The organism is Verrucomicrobiia bacterium (assembly GCA_035495615.1).
GTDB lineage: Bacteria > Omnitrophota > Omnitrophia > Omnitrophales > Aquincolibacteriaceae > DATJFP01.
Genome location: DATJFP010000088.1, coordinates 1 through 18,412 on the forward strand (window position 1 = coordinate 1; position 18,412 = coordinate 18,412).

7 protein-coding genes are annotated in these 18,412 nt (G+C 60.4%); all 7 read right to left on the reverse strand.

Going from position 1 to position 18,412, the window contains the following annotated elements; translation table 11 throughout:
- The coding region (locus VL688_11080; GenBank protein ID HTL48590.1) for a sugar phosphate nucleotidyltransferase at window positions 1–503 on the reverse strand (503 nt) is incomplete at its 3' end.
- Complete coding sequence (gene rfbB, locus VL688_11085) at window positions 500–1,615, reverse strand: dTDP-glucose 4,6-dehydratase (GenBank protein HTL48591.1); 1,116 nt, start codon at window positions 1,613–1,615, stop codon at window positions 500–502. The genes VL688_11080 and rfbB, both read right to left, overlap by 4 nt.
- Before the next feature lie 96 nt (window positions 1,616–1,711).
- A complete protein-coding gene (locus VL688_11090) occupies window positions 1,712–2,383 on the reverse strand; it encodes an RluA family pseudouridine synthase (protein HTL48592.1) in 672 nt (223 codons plus the stop codon).
- A gap of 12 nt (window positions 2,384–2,395) precedes the next feature.
- On the reverse strand, window positions 2,396–3,178 hold the full coding sequence (locus VL688_11095) for an SDR family NAD(P)-dependent oxidoreductase (protein HTL48593.1): 783 nt from the start codon (window positions 3,176–3,178) through the stop codon (window positions 2,396–2,398).
- Between the two features lie 27 nt (window positions 3,179–3,205).
- Window positions 3,206–3,598 (reverse strand): hypothetical protein, encoded by a 393-nt coding sequence (locus VL688_11100; protein ID HTL48594.1) that lies wholly within the window; start codon window positions 3,596–3,598, stop codon window positions 3,206–3,208.
- Between the two features lie 190 nt (window positions 3,599–3,788).
- A complete protein-coding gene (locus VL688_11105) occupies window positions 3,789–4,730 on the reverse strand; it encodes a GAF domain-containing protein (GenBank protein ID HTL48595.1) in 942 nt (313 codons plus the stop codon).
- A gap of 211 nt (window positions 4,731–4,941) precedes the next feature.
- Window positions 4,942–18,162: a hypothetical protein gene (locus VL688_11110; GenBank protein HTL48596.1), complete on the reverse strand. Its 13,221-nt coding sequence runs from the start codon at window positions 18,160–18,162 to the stop codon at window positions 4,942–4,944.
- Between the last annotated feature and the right edge of the window lie 250 nt (window positions 18,163–18,412).

Here is an 18,412-nt window from a genome sequence, read left to right on the forward strand (position 1 = left end):
AAATTCGAGCGCGGATTTTTCGGCTTTTCCTCGATGCTCTTCGGACGCAGGCGCTCGTCGAACTCCACGACGCCGTAGCGTTCGGGATCTTTGACCTGATAGGCGAAGACGGTCGCGCCCTTTTCGCGCTCGGCCGCGCGCAGGAGCGCGGTCCGCAGGCCGTTGCCGTAAAAGATGTTGTCCCCCAGAATCAGCGCGACGCGGTCCTTGCCCACGAAGTTGCGGCCGATGAGGAAGGCCTGCGCCAGGCCTCCCGGCTCGGGCTGGACTTCGTAAGAAATTCTAATGCCGTAGCCGCTGCCATCACCGAGCAGCCGGATGAAGGCCTCCTGCTCGTGCGGGGTCGTGATGATGAGGACGTCGCGGATGCCGGCCAGCATGAGGACGGACAGAGGGTAATAAATCATGGGCTTGTCGTAGACCGGCACCAGCTGCTTGCTGATGGCCTTGGTCACGGGGTAAAGGCGCGTGCCGGAACCGCCCGCCAGGATGATGCCTTTCATGAATGCCTCTTCATGGATTCTTTTTTCGGCGCTTCCCCGCCCAATCTTTCACGCCCGTATTTGCCCGACTGTACTTTTTCACACCACGCGCCATTGGCCAGGTACCACTGGATCGTCTCGACGATCCCCTTGTCGAACGGATGCTTGGCTTTCCAGCCCAGCTCTTTGGAAATTTTCGACGCGTCGATCGCGTACCTTTTGTCATGGCCCGGCCTGTCGCGGACGAAGGTCTTGAGGTCCGCGTAGCGCTTCATGCCCTGCGACGCGAGCGCCGCGTTTTTCGCCGCGGGCCGCACGCTTTCCAGGACTTCGCAGATGCGGTCCACGATCTGGAGGTTCGTGCGTTCGTTATTGCCGCCGATGTTGTATTTCTCGCCCAGCTTTCCTTTCTGAAAGGCCAGGAGGATGCCGTCGCAGTGATCCTCCACGTAGAGCCAGTCGCGCACGTTGCTGCCGTCGCCGTAGATCGGCAGTTTTTTTCCTTCCAGCGCGTTCAAGAGGGTCAGCGGAATGAGTTTCTCGGGAAACTGGAAAGGCCCGTAATTGTTCGAGCAGTTGGTAATGAGCCCGGGAAATTTATAGGTCTCGTAATACGCGCGAACCAGATGGTCGGCCGCGGCCTTGGAAGCCGAATACGGCGAATTGGGCGCGTACGGCGTGGTTTCCATGAAAAGCCCCGTCGCTCCGAGAGAACCATAAACTTCGTCGGTGGAAACGTGGAGGAAGCGAAAATTTTTTTGCGCGGCCTCGGTCAGCTCTTTGTAATAATGAAGCGCCACGCGCAGCAGCGTGTGCGTGCCCACGACATTCGTCTGGATAAAATCGTCGGGGCTGTCGATGGACCGGTCCACATGGCTTTCGGCCGCGAAGTTGAAGACGCCTGCGGGCCGCGTTTCCCGGAAAAGCTTTTCCATGGCCTCGCCGTCGGTGATGTCCGCGTGCACGAATGAATAGCGGGGATCCTTGGCCACCTCTTCCAGGCTTTCGAGATTGCCGGCGTAGGTCAGCTTGTCGACCACGCAAATGCGCCAGGAGGTCTGCTTGAGCAGGGTACGGACGAAATTGGCGCCGATAAATCCCGCGCCGCCCGTCACGATCACCGTCCCGTCCATTCGCCCCCCTTTATAAGTGATTGTAAATGATGGTGTTGCAAATTTTTAAAATTATACCCGACTCGCCCCTAAACTGCAATCAGGCCTTTCCTGACTTCAGAAGTCGAGATCCGGCGGAAGCGGCGACTCGAATTTCATGACCTCGCCGCTCATGGGATGCGGAAAGGATAAAAAGGAAGAATGAAGCGCCGGCCGTTCGAGCGCGAGGTTCCACGCCTCGCGGCAGTATTGGCCGTACTTCCGGTCCCCCAGCACGGGAAAGCCTTCGGCCGCGGCCTGGACGCGGATTTGATGCGACCGCCCGGTTTCCAGTTTTAATTCCGCGAGCGTGAGCGTCCGGTTTTTCCATGACGCACGGCGCCGCGGCGTCATGGACAAATGCGCGGGCTTGGCCCCGCCGGTTTTCGCGGAAACCACGCGGACTTCGTTTTTCTTTTCGTCTTTCAGGAGATGATGCTTCCATGCGGCCGGCGCTTTCAGATCTCCCACCAGCCAGGCAAGGTAATGCCGCACAAGCGCCCCTTCCTGGAGCGACGCGGTCAGGCGCGCCGCGGACTTGGTCCTCTTGGCCACCACCATGAGCCCGGACGTGTTGCGGTCGAGGCGATGGACAAGCCCCACGTAATGCCGCCCCAAATAACCGCGAAGCCAGTCCACGAGATTGGGCGCGTCGGTTTCTTCGCCCTGGCTCAGAAGCCCGGCGGGTTTGGACACGACGATGAGGTGTTGATCTTCAAAAATGATTTCGGGCTTGAGGGAAAGTTTCATCGGAGCGGGCGGTCACACGGCGGCGATTTTTTTCGCTTCTACGGGCTGCATGCGGAATTTTTTGTTGCCCCAGGCGAGAAAGGCTTCGGGCACGAGATGAAGCGCAAAAGCGACGAGCGCCCAGCGGCGCGTGACATAGACCTTTTTTTTGCGCGCGCGGATCGCGGCCACGATCTGCGCCGCGGCGGTTTCACAGGAAGCGACCCAAAAGCGGACCCGGCTGCCGGCAATCATGGCCGTGTCCACAAAGCCGGGACGGATGTCGGTGACTGCAATGCCCTGTGAGGACAAACGCATCCGAAGGCCTTCGAGCAGACGCGAGGCGAAACTCTTGGACGCGCTGTAGGCCGGGCATTTGGGGCTGCCGCGCAGGCCCGCGATCGACGAAATGCCGACCAGGTGCCCGCTCCCCTGGCGTTCGAAATGATCCGCGGCTTCCGAGGCGAGGGCTGCGAAGCCCACGACGTTCACCTGGAGAATCTCATGTTCCGGGTCCCAGGCCTTGTCCGGATTTTCGGGATTCACCCCGGAATTGAGGACGACCAGATCCACACCGCCAAGTTCCCGCACCAGGTCGTTGAAAAGGCGGCGCGAACCTTCGATGTCCCGCAAATCCATGGGCTTGAGAAGCGTGGGCGAGGCAATTTCCTTTTGAAGGCTTTCCAACAGCTCGGTCCGCCGCGCGGCAAGTCCCACCGTGTAGCCTTCGGCCGCGAGCGCCTTGGCCAGCGCGCGCCCGATGCCGGAGCTGGCGCCGATCACGATTGCTTTGCGCGCGGGGGCTTGGGCCGGCATGGCTCTCCTTTTGGACTGCGGGAAAATTTACGGGTTTTCTTCCGCGGGTTTGACGACCTGCACGACGGACACGGCCTTTGCCGGCGCCTGGAACGGCGTCGGATAGACCTTGGCCAGAGGCCGGATCACCTGGATGGGCTGAGGAGGAATGACCCTGACTTTCTGATTGCGGGGAAACAGAACGGGTTTCTTAGCCGGGATGACGTTCGCCGGAAGACGGGCCGGCGTGAAGACAAGAGCCGGCGGGATCACGGTTTTCGGTTCCGTTTCCTCGCCCGTTTTCTTGTCCTGCCAGACCGCGGGGCGCACAACGGCTTCATCCTTGAGATCGTTCCCCCAGATGAGCGTCGCGGGCGATACGTTCAGGACGGCCGCGGCGAGCAGCAAAACCAGAAAAGTTTTTCGGCGGATCGGGATCATGGCGTCTTCCGTTATCGGCGTAAAAGCCGGGGAAATTGATAGAGCATTATAGCGCTTTCATGGCCTGCGGGCCATGGTTTAATGCCGTGAGTATGGACGGGGACAGGTCTTTAGACCTGTCCCCATGGGAACGAATGCAAAGGGCCTATGGCGTGCATAAAAACGTTTCCAGATAAGACAGGGTTTATGATTATGCGGACAAGCGGGGCTTTTTCAGGAACGGGACCGTGACCGGGGACATCTTTTCGATTTCGCTGAGTTCTTCGCGGCTCTGGCGGTAAAGGCGGTACATCGTCTTGAACTGCTGCGCATTTTCTCTCAGCATCATGCAGACCTGGCCGTAGTGAAGTGCCGCGCCGATCTGCTTGGCGAGAAGCGTGGCGCGCGTCAGGTCCTGCGACGTGAATGCGTCTTCCCTTTTCGTGCGGCTGAGGTTCAGGATGCCGAGCACTTTGTCCTGATGGCTGATCGGGCAGATCATGGACGAGCGGATGATGGGATTGCCTTCCAGGTTTTTGAAAAGCGGATAATTGTCGAGCGTTCCATTCAGCAGGAATTCCGTTTTTTCGAGCGCCGCAAGCCCGGCCACGCGCTCGCCCAGCTTGAGCTGGACTTTCGACGCGACGTCGTCGCCAATGCCGCGGCTGGAAACGATTTTGAGTTTTCCCCTGCCGTCGAGCAGCATGACCGAACCCTGGTCCGCGCCGAGCACCCGTTCGGAAACTTCCATGACTTTGTCGGATAATTTTTTGATTTCGGATTTTTCGAAAAGCAAAACACAGGATTCGAGAAATTCCACAGCCTCGTTTTCCTTGCGCCGGATTTCCCGCTCGAGCCGGTCGACCTGCTCGCGGTGGCGTGCGTGAATCGAATCGATCCAGGTGCGGTAGCTGTTCAACGACCGGAGAAGAAACACGAACGACGCGAGAAAGACGGCGCCCGTCCCCGCGAAAAAAACGCTTTGCACGGCGCCGCTCAGATTCAGCGCGTCGTGAAAATAAAACTCCAGCGACAGCACCGCGAAAGAGGCCATCAGGACAAACGCGGGCAGCAGCATTTGCAGGACGTTCATCGCTTCGGCGCGAGCCGGTTTAGGACTCGTGTTGGGAATGTTGAGGGTTTGATAGGTCATGACTTTCCTATAAGGTAAAGTAACACGCGTGAGGGCCAATTCAAGGCGGGAACGGTTAAAAAAACCCGGGAGAGACTTCTTAAATCGTGAAAAAAACTCGGTTACATCACAAAAGTGACATGAAAAAACAAAAAAAAGGAGGGGAGAAATTCTCCCCTCCAAAAGGTAATGGGGACAGTCTTGAAGACCTGTCCCCAAATCTTTTTTTTGCTTAGGCGGCGGCCGCGATCTTCTGCAGGACCTGTGCGAAACGGCTGAGCCTGCTCGAGATGTCGGCGCGGGAATAGCCTTTGCTTTCCAGCGACGTCAGCATGTCCACGACGTCCTGTCCGATGTCCACGGCCGGCATCAGGATGAGCGCGCGGCTGAGATTGAGCTCCTCGCGCAGCATGATGCGGCCGAGGTAACGCCCTGCCCCGGTCGTGATGACCGGAATGGCCTGGAGGAAGCGCGGGTCCGTATCGAGTACCGCGGGCTGGTTGCTGGCATAACGGCCCTTGACCACGGTGTTGATCATGCTCGTGCGCAGCGCGCCCAGGTTCGTCTGGTCGTCGACTTTCTTCAGCGTGAGGTTCTGGATCACGGCCTTGGGATTGCCGCCCAGGCGCGTGACCTGTCCGGCGATCTGAGTCTTGATCGCATCGAGATCGGCCTGCGAGAGATCCTCGCCCGCTTTGTCGGGACTCGCCGGCGCGTAGTAAACCGTCAGCTTGTCCTGAGGCGCCTGGATCATCTTGAACGCGATCAGGAGCTGGTTCTGCTCGTCCTTCAATTCGGCGGCCGTCCTTACCCGCGGCGCAAGGTGCAGCGGCTGAAGTCCGGTTTTGAACAGGTCGTCCGCAAGATCCGGGCCGAGCTCTTCGCGCGCGGCACGCATCGCGAGATCAAACTTCGCGGCGTTGGTAACGTCTTCGACGACAAGCTGGTCCACGACGAGCGCGAGGGCTTCCTCAACGCCGATGCCGAGTTCTTTGCTGAGCGCTTCGGCCTTGCCGTAAATCGTCTCCGTGACGTTCTCCGCCACTTCCGCGGCCGCAGCCGGCAGTTTCTCGTTACGATTGCGGTAGTCCTGGATCACGGGACGCACGGCTTGCTGCGCCGCGCGCGTCGAGACTTCCGGACCTTTGAAAAGAACGTCCGACAGCCGGCGCACCGGGCTTTGGTTCACGACGGCCGGTGTCCGGGGCCGCGCTTCCGCGTACCGGAGTTCGCCGCGCAGGACGTCTTTCAACGCCTGGGCCACGATTCCGTAAACGGTCGGAGGAAAACCCTTTCCCTGATAGTAAGCGGTCATTTCCGCGGAACTTTCGTGGCGGCTGGATGCCAGCTCCGCCGCGAGGCGTTCACGCTGCCCGTTGATATAAATCAGTTCTCCGCCGATTTCCACCAGCAGGAGTTTGGCCGGCCGCGTCAAAAAGGTATCGATGTTGCCCGCGTTGACGGCCGATACGGAAGTCGTCGTCGAAATAAGGCCGCCGCTTCCGACCAGGCGATTGATCTCCTGCTGAAAGCGCACCGGGGTTTCGGCTTTGGCAACCGCGAGCCTCCGGTTTGGATTCAGGCGGTAGTCGGCGACTTCGGAAGCCGTGCCTCCGCTGACCACGAGCTCTTCATCCTGACGGGAGAAAGCGGCGCGGATCAAATCGGCAATGATTTCCTGGTATCCCTCGTCCGGATTGACGACGTCGGTAACGCGAAGTTCGGCACGGCCGTTCCGGATAAGTCCGGCAGGACTGATGACGTCCACGGTCGGATAGCCCGGGTTCGCTTCATGGATGTAACCGATTTCCAGAGGCGTTTCCTCTTTGCCGTTCACGTAAAGCGTCACGCCTTCGTTGACCGTGACTCGCTGCGGCACGCCGGGTTCGAGACGCGCGACCGGAAGCTCCAGATTGTCGGTGTTGTCGTAAATCACAACCGGCTCCGCCAGAGTTTCCAAGGTCAGCGTGACCCGGTGCTCCTCGGTGTCGATCGTATTGACCGTCAAAGCGACATGAGCCTGATCGAAACGCGCTTCCACGCGGTCGTTTTCGAGAAGCTCCGTGCGCAGTTCGCTTTTGCGGATTTCTTCCAGGGCCTGCTGGACCAAGCCGGCAAAACGGTAAAACTCCGGCGTGCCTTCGATCCGGAGGCCGAAACGTCTGACCAAGTCCTGCATCCTCTGGCCGATGTCCACCGTCTGCGCCGAGGGCTGGGCCGGCGTCCGCGGCGAAAGGCTGAGCGCCTGCACGTATTTCGGGAAATTTTCAAAAATGCCCGGAAGTCCGCGCAGGGCCAGGGCCGCGCGCTTGGCTTCATACGGGGTGACGGTGGGCGACGTGAGGAGCGCCCGGTGCGCGTCGATGGCTTCCGCCAGATCGACGAGCGCCTCGGTGATGTCTTTATTGGTGGCCGCGGCAACGACCTTCGGAAGGTCCTGCTCGAGGGCCCGGACTCCCAAAAGGCGCGCGAATTCCGCCGCGCTCGCTTCCGTATAAAAAAGCGCTTCGGGAAAACCTGCGAGGCCTTGCGGAAAAGATACGGGATTGCCGGTCACGTTGGCGGTGATGATATCCGCGATTTTATTTCTCGCGGCCCGCGGCGCGGGAAAGTTTTCCACGGCGCCTTCGGTGCTGACCGCCGCGCGCTGCACGATGCGCCGGTCAAAACCGCCGAGTTCGTCGAGCTTGCGCGCGCGCGCAGCTTCGAAAACAGCCTCGGGGCCGTAGAGCCCGGCAAAGGCTTCGATGATTTCATGGAGCGCCTGGAATGTTTCGCTGCCGGGCGTCGTCACATAAGCCTGCACGGCGCGCGAAAGGCGTCCTTGCATGTCTTCGACGGCGCGGACGCGTTCCGCGGTGCCGACGTAAATCGTGCCGATGGCCTGCGCCAGTTTATCGGCGCCGGCGATGATGTCGGCGGGAAGCGACGCTTCGCGCGCCACTTCGGAGGCGCGTTTCAGGTCGAGCGACGCGTATTCCGGAAAAGTAGCCAGAACGGCGCGCGCCCGGTCCATCACGATCTGTCCCGTGGTGCCGCTGACGGGACGGCCGAAAAGGATAAGCTTCAGGAATTCGTCGGCCAGCTTGCCGCCGCCGCTCGTCGCGACGATGATGGCCAGGTACTCGCCGATGGTTTCGAAAATCTCGCGGATCTTGGTTCTTTCCGGTTCCGGCGTGCCTGCTTCGTCGTACATCGCCTGGATCTTGCGAAGCGTTTCCGCTTCCTTGTTTTTGGGATACTGGGTCAGAGGCACGCCTTCGATGACCAGACCTTTCTGGATCGCGAGCTCGAACACGGCGTCCTGCGAGAAGAGCTGCTGGCCCGTTCCGAAAATGTCGTACGTGCGATGCTTGTGCCCCGTGTCGCCGATGAACGCGACCAGGTAGCCGAGCTCATAAAGGCGCGTGGGGAAACTGCCGTTCGCGGCCACGTAACCGCCGCCGAGACTGGTGCCTCCCGCGATATTGAAGATGCTGCCCTGCTGCAAGAGCGCCGCGGCCCAGAGCGAACCGACGTTGCCGTCGTTGGTGATGCCCGTGGGCACGGGAGCTTTCAAGCCGAACGTGCTTTGCAGGCCTTCGCTCACGCGAGCCGCAAGCGGCTTGATGTAGGCGTTGAATTCCTGGCGGTAGCCCGCGGAATCCCGGCCTTGCGGATCGTATTTTTTCCGGAGCGCCGCGGTCTTGGACGTCATGCCGCCGAGCACTTCATTGTTGGCGATCACGTCCGGAAAGCTGATGCCGACCGAGGCCGGGGCCTGGACCGTCACGGTTTTTTTCGCTTCCTCGATGAACGCGTTCAACTCCGCGAGTTTCGCTTCCGGATTTTTGAGAAGCTGCTGCGCTTTCCCTTTCAAGCCGTCGTTGCCCGGGCTTTTCAGGACACTGGCGGCCGCGACCGCGAATTCGATGAGCTTCACAAACACTTGCGGGAATTCGCTCGCATCCGTCAGGTCCGCGGGCTTGGTTTCCCATTCGTAGACTTTCGTGAGGATCGGCTGCGTGCTGGTTTCATCCATGATCACGATCTTCGCGTCCGTTCCGCCGACGTCAAAACCCACGGCCAGTCCCTGAATGGACTGGATCGACGCGAGCTTCGCGCGCAAGGCCTCTCCCGCGACGACAGGCTCCACGGGAGGAACCGCGGGCACGGGCTGGCCGATCAGCACTTCGATCGGATAAGTCTGCGCCGCGGGAATATTATGAAGGCTCTTCAGCACGTCCAGCACCACGGAATAACCCTTGGGCGTGTTGAGAAGCGCTTCGCGCACGGCGGTGATCGGCGCGGCAAGCTCCGCCGGGCCGTAAATCTGAATGGCCGCGGGGCCGGTCACCACGAACACGTTGAAAATACTGGCTTTGAGATATTCGAGGACAACGTCCGGGCTTTCGCCTTTGGCCACGGGGATATTGAGGATTCTCTTCTGCCCGTCGACTTCCGCGACGACCGTGACGGTATTCACGGATCCCGGAGCGCTGGCCGCAAGCTGGTGGTATTCGCGCGCGAGCGCGGTCACCGCGAGCGGGCCTTCCGATAGATTATGCGGGATGCCGGGACGGTCGCCCTGCACGCGCAATTCGGGCTTGGGCGCCGCGGGCACGACGGGCGCGGCCGGAATCGGGCGCGTCGCGGTCATGCGGAACTTGTCGTCCAAAAAGTCCGCCAGGGTCTTGTAGCGGTCACTCGGGCGGCCGTTGATGATGACGCGTTTTCCTTCGATCAAGGAGCGGATGATCTCCGCGAAATTGCTGAGGTCGCCCTGCGTCACAGGCTGCGCCGCTTCGATGTCTTTTCCCTTGGCATCGACCTTGAGATTGTTCGGTCCCAGCGCTTCGGCGTGTTCGCGCGCAAGCCACCGGACCATGCCCCAGAGAAAAACGTCGCGGCGGCGGGAGCCGAGCGCTTCGGCGATGCGTTCGAAATTCAGCGTGTCGTCAAAAGTCAGCGCAGGCGTGCGTCCGCGCGTGCCGGCCGGAAGCGGGCTTTCCTGCGTCAGGCGGAAAAAGTCGGCGACAGCCTTGATGAACCGGCGGTCGCGGGGATTCAGACGGCTTTCCTGCGGAAATTGCGCGCGGAACCTGCGCTCGAGAGTCTGGAGAAGAGTGTCCACGGCCTCGCGCGAAATGGGACCGCGTGGAGACAGGACCTTGTCGATCGTATAAGGATGATATTCTGCGGGAAGATTGACCTTGAACACACCGATCCCGCCGGCAGGGGCCGGAACTCCGGCAACAGTCCCCGCGCCCTTGGGAACAAGCGCGATGCCTGCGAGGTTGAACTGCCCCTGGGCTACGGGCATGCCGGGCACGGTGGCAACTTCGATGGTGATTTCAGAGATGCCGCGGCGGGCCGGAATGACCGACGCGGGCGTCGTGAATTCCACGGTGCCTCCCGCCGTGATTGCGGGCGCGGCGGTCCGGAGAACGACGGCCTCTTCGCCCGGGGCCTTGATCTTGACGCGAACGTCTTCCGCGCTGGGAAAAACCTGTCCTTCTTCGCCGCCGAAAATCAGGCTGATGGATTTTGACTCCGGCAGATTAAAAGCACCGTCGAACTTCAGGACCACACCCGAAAAACTTTTGACGGGCGCGCCGGCGAGGTCGAATTTGAGCGTGACCACGCCGTCCTGACGCGTTACGGCATTCGCTCCGGCATTGGGAACGTCCACCGTGAAACCTTCCCCCTTGTTGACGGAACGTTCCACGAGATTGATCTGTCCCGGCGGAATCACGGCGGCCACCAGCTTTTTTTCCGCGGGCACCACGACTGCGGGCGTTACGGGTTTTTCTTCGCCTTTCGGCGCTTCCACCACCGGGGGCTTGTCAGCGATCCGGCTCAAGCGTCCCTGCGCGGCAAGCTTTGCGAGATTTTCATCGGAGAACTCGGTGGTCAGGTCCGTGAACGGACGCACGGGCGCGGCGAAATACCAGGGCACCATGCCGTTGAGCCAGCCTTCGTCCGCCACCGCGTAACCCTTGCGCTGCAGAAAACCGCGGAGGTAGTCGCGCACGGCGTCGGGACTCTTTGCCGCGGCTTCCTTATAAAGGGCCTCTTCCTTGTCCGCGGGCGCAGGCGCTTGCGGCTGGACGAGCGGTTTTTCCGGCTGGACGATGCGGGGCCGGACCGTTTCACGATCGGCCTTCTTCGGAGCTTCGTTGACGCCGCGGGTCGCCACAAAGGCCGCAACGCCTCCCATGATCAGAACAGCGGCGATTCCAAGGCCGTAATAGAGAATGCGGGAACGGTCCTCGTCCACGCGCAGCTCGGACTTGGGCGTGAGATAAAGCCGGACGTCGAAAGCGCCTTCGGTTTTGGTTCCCGCGCCGGGCGCGGTAATGGAAACCGTGACTTCCGTGACGAGGTCATTTTTGGCGGCCGTGAACGTCGTATCGAGCGGAAATTCGTAGACGCCGCCGGTTTTCACGGGCGTGGCGCCGTTGTCTTCGGTGTCCGTTCTTTTGAGAACGTAAGTCACACCTCCGGCTTTGATGCGGACCGTGACTTTTTCGGGAACAATGCCTTCGGTGCCGAACGCCAGCGTCAGCGATTTGCTTCCGTTGATGTCCAATCCTTTATATGCGAGCACAAGGCCGCTGAAATCGTTCTTGGCGCCGACAGCGTACTGCACACGGACGCCGTTGGTTTCATTTTTTTCCGCTTTGTTGCCGGGAAAGCTGTCGGCCTGCGTGAAGATGCCGACGCGGCTCGCCTGCTTGACCAGGTTGTCCTGATCGCGGATAACGGGTTCTTTCACCTTCGGTTCGGGCGTCTTTTTTGAAGGGACCACCGGCGTCGGGGTTTCGGCCAGCTCCCCTTTCACCTGCGGCGACTGCGCGGGATTTTCGTCGATGCCCAACGAAGCCGGCGCAAAAAGCGTGTCGAGGGTCTTGATGGCATCCGGCATGCCCAGAGCGGGCAGCCGAAGCGCCGCGAGCGTATCGTTGGTCTTGTCGTCCGCCATGTCATAGCGGTTGCCGGCCGTGATCACGCCCGGGGCGATGACGGGCATGGAATAAACGTCGACCACGCGGATTTCGTTCGTCGTCGTACCCAGGAGATAGGCTTCGTTGTACAAGCCGCCGCGCGATTCGTTGCCGAGCTTCAGCGGGACGATGCGCGTCCCAAAATCTTCCACCACAAAACCGAAATTAAAGAAGCCGCCGGCATAGCCCGGCACGAGGTACCGGGGATTGATGCCTGTGGCTTCGGCAAGGTCGGGATGTCCGAGTTTGCCGCCATAGCGCCCGACTTCAATGTAAGCGGCGCCCGGGAAATAACTCTGGCGGGGATTGCGGTTCGCCAAATCAATGAAAGCCGCGCCGGAATTGCCCATGAGGATCCGGTAAGGACGGTAGCGGTGCGACAAGCCGATCGTATTGTTGTAACCGATCTGGAAAGCTCCCCCGTCATAAGGCTGCCACACGCGGTAGGTATTGCCGGCTTTGTCCGTGTAGTCGCGGTGCATGAGCTTGGCTCCCGTGAAAGCGGAAGGAGGCGCGTAACCGGCGGCTACGACCAATGCCATGTATTCGAAATCTTCGACCGCGCGGTCTTTCTGGCGGGTCTTGTCCTGCCTTTTCGTGCGCGGGTTGTAATCTCCGGCGAGACGGCCGGTGGCCGGCACGAGGAGTTCCTTATAAATAGGCTGGAATCCCTGGATCAGCTTGATGTTCATGGCGATGATGCGGTCAGCCTGAGCTTCGGTCCCCTTGTTTTTCGGATTGGCCTTGCCGCCGAGAAGCGCGCCGACGGTCGGGAATGTCATGCCGAAATCCGCGTTGATGTCTTCGATGCCCGTGACTTTGCGGTCCGGGTCGATCCGGGCGACCAGATGCCTGCGGTCGTTCTGGGTGATCTGGAACCAGGCCGAGCCGTGAAGCTTCTGCCAGGCCAGACGGAACTTCGTGACTTTTTCGAGCTCATCGAGCGGGTTCTCGACCGTGGACGGAATGTCGCCTTCGTACATGTCGGCGAGGATCTGCGCCCACGCCGCGACGGCCAGAGGCTGCGAATGCATGCGCTGCGCGCCCCGTTCCACGAGGTCCACGGGAAGCAGCGCGTTTTCGAATTTGCTGTCAAGGGTAAGGAAATTCACGCGCACGAGTCCGGCGCCTTCTTTGAAGAACTGCGCCTGGGCGCGGGCAAATTCCGTCGAAATGGCCTTTCTCGCCTTTTCGTCGCCGGCTTTAACGGCGGGCTCAGCGGGCTTCACCGGCAATTCGATTCTCGGCTCGGGCGCTGGAATGACCGGGCGGCCAATGTCCTCGACGGGGATGGGATGCAATTTACCTTCCCTCACCCATTGGGAGATATTAGCCCGGACTTCCCTCTCGAATTCCCAGAGAGGACGGTCCACGGGCGTGCGTGCATTCGCCGGAATCTCGGGCGCGGGTACGGACGGCGACAAGTAATAAGGCGCGAAGTCATCCAGCCACTTGCGCTGCACGATGGCATAACCCATTTGCGCAAGATAATCGCTGATGTAATTCTTCAAGGTCCCCAGGTTCTGCTTGGCCACGTCAAAAGCGCGGGCCCGGTCTTCCTGCGCCTTCTTCGGCGGCTGCACCGGGGCGGTCTCGACAATGCCTGTCTCCGGAGCCTTTTCGGGAGCGCGCGGGCTGCGGAAAGCGACATACCCCACGATGCCCGTCACCACGATGAGGAAGCCGGCGGCAAGCACGACCGCGAGGGTGCGGCTGCCCTTGGGCGTTGGCGTGAGCGCCGACGCATCCGCGGCGGCAGACGTTCTGCGCGTTGATTTCACGGCGGTGGAGGGAGACTTCAAGCGCGCGATCAGATTCGGAAGCGTGTCCCGGACCCTGACGGTATCAGTCCCGACCTGCAGGGGCACGGTGAAAATTTTCTCGGCAATCGCGGGCTTCCTGCGCAGAAACGCTTCGGGATTCTTCAAAAATTCCGGTTCTTCTTCCGGCGTGAGCAAGGGAGGCGTCGCGGATTTCAGCGCGGCGGCCACGGCCTTGACCAGTTCGTCGACCGTCTTGATGCCGGGCTTTTTCGCGGGCTCTTCCGCGCGCAGTTCCGGCCGTCCGAGGCGGCTGGCGATTTCGGTCCACAGCTTCTGGCGCGCGGCTTCGTTGATGGACTTGGAGGAATTCTCCGACATGCGGTTGATTTCTTCGTACGTGATCCCCGCCAGCTGCGTGTCCGAATAGCCGGGCGCGAAATTCGGGCCGTGCTTCGCGTCGTTGAAAGGCACGGCATGGAGGTCCTGGCCGTTGTAGGTGAACGGCATGTTCAGGACAATCTGATGCCCCTTGTCCGCGGGAAGCTGCGGACGCTGGATGCCCAGATACGAATAGCCGGCCGCGACCGTGACGTCCTGGTCGGTAAGCGCATTGTAAACGAGGCCGTTCTTGACCGTGTAGGTCTTGGCCAGAGACCCATGGACAAAGGAGTTTTCCGCCTGAAGTTCCGCGGAGCTGTTCTGCACGAGACTGCTGATGACGCGGGACGAACCAAACAGCCGGCTGTTGCGGATGATGGAGCCCTTGATGTAAACGCCGTCGATCGTGATGCCGTTCTGGACATCGTCGAACGTGATTTCAAAGGTACCGGCGATGCGGCCTTCGTTGTCGACGTAGACTTTGCCGATGTACGTGTTGGTGATCGGATGCACGATGTTGCGGAGCGTGGCGTAATGGATCGCCTGCTCGACCTGGCGGGTCGTGGCCGCGGGCGCCGCGGTGACGGCGGCGCCGTTGTCGTCGACAAGGCTGCCCTGGTCGTTCAGTTCGATCTTCGTGCCGTAGCGCGCGAGCAGGAGGAAATTGGAATTCGCGTATTCGAGCGGACGGCGGTAGCGGTCCCAGTAGGAATCCGCGCCGAAATCATAAACGCCCAGCCAGTTGGGGCCGAGCTGCTTGTTGTAAGTGAGATAAAAACGGACTACTTCGCGATACTTGGCCGTTTCCGCCTCTTTCTTGTCCTGGATCTTGCCGGCGTCGCCGAGCTTCTCCGCTTCGCGCAGCGCCGCGTCCAAATCCGCCTGCAGTCCCGGCAGGAGCGAGAAAACGCGGCTGATGTTCTCTTCGGAAACCGCCGCGGGATTGATGGCCGCGATTTCCGACGCTGCCGTCGTATCCGCTTCGATGCCGCGCAGAAGGAGCGCCATAGGCTTGATGAATTCCGGAGGTTCGCGGTTGATGTTCTTCGGACCGCTCAGCGTCGAGGCGTAAAATTCCGCGAGCGCATTCACGAGTTTTCCCGCCACGCGATGGGATCCGAGCGAATACAGGCCGCGATGGCTGCCGAGCCAGGTCTTGGCCGCGTCAACGGCCGTGGCTCCGCCCGCTGCCTTGAAAGTGCCTTTGGGCAGGCTGACCAGAATGCGGCCGGCCGCGTCGGCTTCATAGAGTCCGAGATCTTTGAGGTTGCGTTCGGTGACCGCGTTGTCGCCCTGGAGTTCCTGGGCGAACTTCACGAGCAGCGCGCCGTTGCCCTGCTGGTGGAGAACGTCGGCCGACGGGACCATGACCTGGCCCGCGTAAACGTCGTCGATGTAGCTGCCGTCGTTGGAAATGCCGAGAGGGGCATGCGTGGCCAGAACGAGCGCGAAAAGCGTCAAAGGCCGCGCCGCGGGCGTGGCCGTATCCGTGCGAGTCAACAAGTCGCCGAAAACGCTGGAGGAACCGCGCGAGGAATGCTCGGTCTGGTTGAGGCCGTTCATGCGCTTGGCGCGTCCGCCGTTCAGCGTGTGGCGGATACGGACGACCGTGCCGGTATTGTCGGTGAATTTTCCGTCCGCGTTGATGCCGATGCCGATCGCGGCCTTGGCTTCATTATAAATGTTGATGGTGCCGAGCAGGTTGCCGGCGCCGCCCTTTCCGGGCTCCTTGACCTTGTTCCACTGTTCGATGATGGAAAGCACCTGGACGGGCTTTCCGCTGGGGCCCACTTTGCCCCGCGTGAGCGCCTTCACTTCTTCTTCGCGCAGGGCGCGTTCGTCTTCGGAAGTATTGCTGATGATTTCGATGTCGTACGGCCAGAAATTCGAGGCCGGATTCAAAAGCTCGCGGATGTATTCGACGTTCTGCTCGAGCGTGCGCAATTCCGCGCGTCCGGAGACGGGCGCGGCCGCGACGGGTTCTTCCGGGTTGATCATGGTGGCCAGCTTGTCGCGCGCCCGGATGAGTTCGTCCAGTTCCGCCTGGAAAGCCTCGCGGTTCTTGCCGAGCGGACGGTCGGCGATCAGGGCCCGGGCCGACGGAATGAATCCCTCGGCTTCGTTCAGAAGGTTTTGCGCCGCCTGCGTCGGATTGCCGGTTTGGGAAATCAGCGCGGCTTCCTTATTAATCTGATCGCGCAGGTTGAAAAGCCGGTCCAGCGGAAAGGGAGTGGCCGCGGGGGTGCCGGTAACCAATTGAGTGCCCGCCGGGCGTACTTCGACGACGGCGGCGGTTTGCGCGCGCGCGGAAGCGGGACGGCGAGATGCCGCGACCGGGGCATAAAGCCGGTTGAAGTCCTGTGCCGTGCTCGTGACAGGCGCGATCATGACGCCCTGCTCGTCGAAAGCGGCCGGACCTTCTTTGGATTCCCCGCGGGAAGGATTCACTTTAAACTGGATGCGCGACGCATTCCCCGTCACTTCGGACTGCGCGGAAAGCACGCCGGAAAGAATGGGATGGCGGTTGGCGGCTTCGGCCACTTTTGCGCCGATCTCCGCGTGCGGGATCTGATATTTTTCCCAAAGATTGGGCGCTCCGGATTCCACGAGCGACTTGAAGAAAACCGCTTCCTGGCGGTTCAGCGTGGGCGTTTCGAAATAAGACGACACGTCGGACGTTTCTTCGCGCAGGACTTTGTGGTAGAGCTCTCCCCCGTCGGTCTTCAGAATCTTGGGCTGGATCACGGCATAGCCGATGTTCTTTTCCTTCATGAGGCGCACCAGGCCTTCGGTGTGGAAACCGCCGGTGACGAGCACCGCGGCTCCGTTCGAGGCGTTCTTCAGCGTGTTCTGAAGGAGGATCTCGTCGCGCTTGCGGGCGCCTTCATAGAAAGACAGGGCCTGGTCGATGCGTTTCTGCAGGGCTTTGCGGTCGGTTTCCGTTTCGCTTTTGCCCGCGAGTTCCGGCAGGCGCTTTCCGAAAACGGAATCCAGGATTTCTTTCTGGCGCTCCTGATACTTCGCCTGGTCGTCCGCCGTCCATTTGAGGCTGAGCAGTTTTTCCACCAGGCTCACGTCGTCCAGCATGCGCACGAGCTCGCGTTCTTCCGGCGTCCGCGCCAGCTTTTCGATGAGCCAGCCTTCCAGGACGTCGAGCTCCGAGAAGAGCTCCGTGGAATCGACTTCCGAGCGCAGGATGACCGCGCCGAGCTGCTTCAGGTAATCGGGATAATCTTTGAGGGAAATGCCGCGGCTTGCAGCCCAATCCCATACTTTTTCCGCGATGCCGCGCGCGGGCATGCCGCTTTCGAGATTGGCGAAAACTTCGACGAGGTTCTTTTCCTGGTCCTTGCCCGCGGCCTTGCGCAGGGCCTGCATCAGCTTTTCTTTCTGCTCGCGCGCCTTTTTCGGGGCAAACGCCTTTTCGAGGTCGCCCAGCACGAGGAGGCGCACCAGGTTCGGGAAGCGCACCTGCTCGAAGCGGTCGTTGAGGTCGATCTGGAGCTGGTTCTTCACCTGGCCGGAAAGGAATTGCAGGTACGCGGCCAGCTGGGGCGAAGACTCGCCGTTGTCGTAATCGCCGAACTTGCGGCGCTGCCGTTCCTTGATGAATTCGCGGAGTTCCGGAGAAAAGATGCGGGACTTGGCAAGCTCGGCATTCGCGTCCACGGGTTTGAGAAGCGCCTGAATCTCGTCCTGCAGGAAAATCAGCTCGCGGAAAGTTTTCAGGTTTTCGCGGTAAAGGTCCGCGTCTTCGGCGCCCTGGATCTGGACTTTCTCTTCCTGCGCTTCAAGGCCGGACTGTTTCTGCTTTTTGTAACGGTCCCACGCAAAAAGTTCGACGCCGTTCAATTCGCCTTTTTGCACGAGGTCCTGAACCATGGCCTCGTTGACTTCGGAATATTGCGGGAAAAATTCCAGGTATTCGGGATGAAGTTCGTCGATGCTGCCTTCGAGCGAGACCAGCATCTTGCCGTCTTTGCCGGCCTGGTGCGACTCGATCCAGTTGAGCAGCCCGTTGATTTTCTGCTGCGCGTCGGGATTGGCGTGCGCGTCCTGGATGTGGAAGATGAACGGCTTTTCTGCTGAGGCCGCGGGCTGGTAATAATCTTTCAGGCTGCCGAGTTCCGCGGGAATCTGAACGGGGTCGAGCAGCTCACGGATGCCTTCGAGATTGCCGACCTGCGGGAGCGCGACCGACTGCGCGTAAAGCAGACCGTTTCCGGACACAGTGGTGGCGCTGAAGAAGAAAACAACCGCGAGGCTCGTCCAGCGGTTGATTTTTTTCGTCAGGCTCGGTGTTACCCACGGCGTCTTTGGCGTCATAGAGATCCTCGTTTCGATAGATTTTTAATCATTAAATACTTTTAGTAAGCTTGGAGAGAGAGGGCTGCCCTTTTAAGATGCTTAAAATTTATATCTCTCCTCACCCCTTGTCAATTTGTTGCTAATTGTGATATGGCAAGAACTAACACCCCTGAACTCGGGCTAATAAACACGTTAGAAAAGTTCTTGTAAATCCCTCAAAAAAAAGACACTTGGAGACAGGCCCGAAGACCTGGCTCCAAGTGCCCGA

Coding starts and splice junctions, on each gene's coding strand:
- VL688_11100 (HTL48594.1), bottom strand. CDS start 3,598: ATGATCCCGATCCGCCGAAAAACTTTTCTGGTTTTGCTGCTCGCCGCG.
- VL688_11110 (HTL48596.1), bottom strand. CDS start 18,162: ATGACGCCAAAGACGCCGTGGGTAACACCGAGCCTGACGAAAAAAATC.
- rfbB (HTL48591.1), bottom strand. CDS start 1,615: ATGGACGGGACGGTGATCGTGACGGGCGGCGCGGGATTTATCGGCGCC.
- VL688_11095 (HTL48593.1), bottom strand. CDS start 3,178: ATGCCGGCCCAAGCCCCCGCGCGCAAAGCAATCGTGATCGGCGCCAGC.
- VL688_11090 (HTL48592.1), bottom strand. CDS start 2,383: ATGAAACTTTCCCTCAAGCCCGAAATCATTTTTGAAGATCAACACCTC.
- VL688_11105 (HTL48595.1), bottom strand. CDS start 4,730: ATGACCTATCAAACCCTCAACATTCCCAACACGAGTCCTAAACCGGCT.